This is a genomic window from Mesorhizobium sp. M1A.F.Ca.IN.020.06.1.1 (assembly GCF_004023265.1).
In the GTDB taxonomy this organism is placed as follows: Bacteria; Pseudomonadota; Alphaproteobacteria; order Rhizobiales; family Rhizobiaceae; genus Mesorhizobium.
The window spans coordinates 1-1319 of the sequence record NZ_RZSR01001278.1 but is presented as its reverse complement, the minus strand read 5'-3'; the positions used below and the strand labels follow the sequence as shown (position 1 = coordinate 1319).

Genomic DNA, 1319 nt, shown 5'->3' with positions numbered 1-1319 from the left:
CGTCGTCCCAAGGATCGGCGCGCCATCTTCATTGGCTCTCGCAAAAGCCTTGCCGGAATAGCCGGCGCCGAAAATGAAGAAGCGTCTCTCGCCCATCAATTAAATCCTCTTCTTCAATGGTCCTTTGCGGGAACCGGCAGCGCTGACAGCCATTCCTCGCGCACCGTTGCATCGCCTTCGGCCTGCAAGGCCGATGCGGCGAGCTCCGCAAAATCGCGCCGCTCCATCAGTCGCGATAGCGCCCATACTGCCGCACCCCGCACCAGCGGCGAGCCGTCGTCGATTAGGCCGCGCGCGACCGGCGTCAGCGAGGCATCGTCCGAATTGCCGGCGGCGATCAGCGCGTTGCGGATGAAACGGTCGCGGCCGATGCGCTTGATCGGCGAGCCCGAGAAAAAGGAGCGGAACGTCGCATCGTCGAGCAACAGCAGCTCCGACAGCCGCGGCTCGCGCAGATTTTCGCGAGCGGCAAGCTTGGCCTCGGCGGCGACGCTGGCGAATTTGTTCCACGGACACACGGCGAGGCAGTCGTCGCAGCCATAGATGCGGTTGCCGATCGCCTCGCGAAATTCGCGCGGGATCGGTCCCTTGTTCTCGATTGTGAGGTAGGAGATGCAACGCCGCGCATCGAGCCGGTAGGGCGCCGGGAAGGCATCGGTTGGGCAGATGTCGAGGCAGGCGCGGCAGGAGCCGCAATGGTCGATCTCGGCTTTGTCCGGCTCAAGCTCGGCCGTGGTGAAGATGGTGCCGAGGAACAGCCATGAGCCATGCTCGCGGCTCACCAGATTGGTGTGCTTGCCCTGCCAGCCCAGCCCCGCGGCTTCGGCAAGCGGCTTTTCCATCACCGGCGCGGTGTCGACGAAGACCTTCACGTCGCCGCCGGCCCGCGCGACGATCTTGCCCGCGATTTCCTTCAGCCGACCTTTCATCACGTCGTGATAGTCGCGATTGTGCGCGTAGACCGAGATCGCGCCGCGATCGTGTTTGTCGAGGACATCGCGCGGATCCCGGTCCGGACCGTAGTTCATGGCGAGCACGATGATCGAACGCACTTCCGGCCACAGCGTCGAAGGCTCGGCGCGCCGCCCGATCGTCTCGGCGATCCAGTCCATCGAGCCGTGAAATCCCTCGGCGACAAACTCGGCCAGGCGCGCGGGAGCCAGCGGGATCGCGTCCGGCCGGGTGACGGCAACGGCGTCGAAGCCGGCGCGGCGCGCCTCCGCGTCGATCAGCGCGCGCAGCTTCGTCGTGTCAGAAATCGAGGTCCGCATAATGCGATACCGGCGACAGGCCGCGCACGCGATCGGTGAGCAGCGGCC

At 65.7% G+C, this 1319-nt stretch carries 1 protein-coding gene and 1 pseudogene; both read right to left on the bottom strand.

Annotation, left to right across the window (positions count from 1 at the left end):
- Positions 1-96, bottom strand: a pseudogene (locus EOA60_RS39405) (NAD(P)-dependent oxidoreductase); the annotation flags it as partial.
- Positions 97-113: 17 nt separating this feature from the next.
- On the bottom strand, positions 114-1271 hold the full coding sequence (gene queG / locus EOA60_RS33240; protein ID WP_095799535.1) for a tRNA epoxyqueuosine(34) reductase QueG: 1158 nt from the start codon (positions 1269-1271) through the stop codon (positions 114-116).
- Positions 1272-1319 lie beyond the last annotated feature (48 nt).

Excerpts from the sequence above, each read along its gene's own strand:
- queG (WP_095799535.1), bottom strand. The coding sequence starts at position 1,271 with ATGCGGACCTCGATTTCTGACACGACGAAGCTGCGCGCGCTGATCGAC.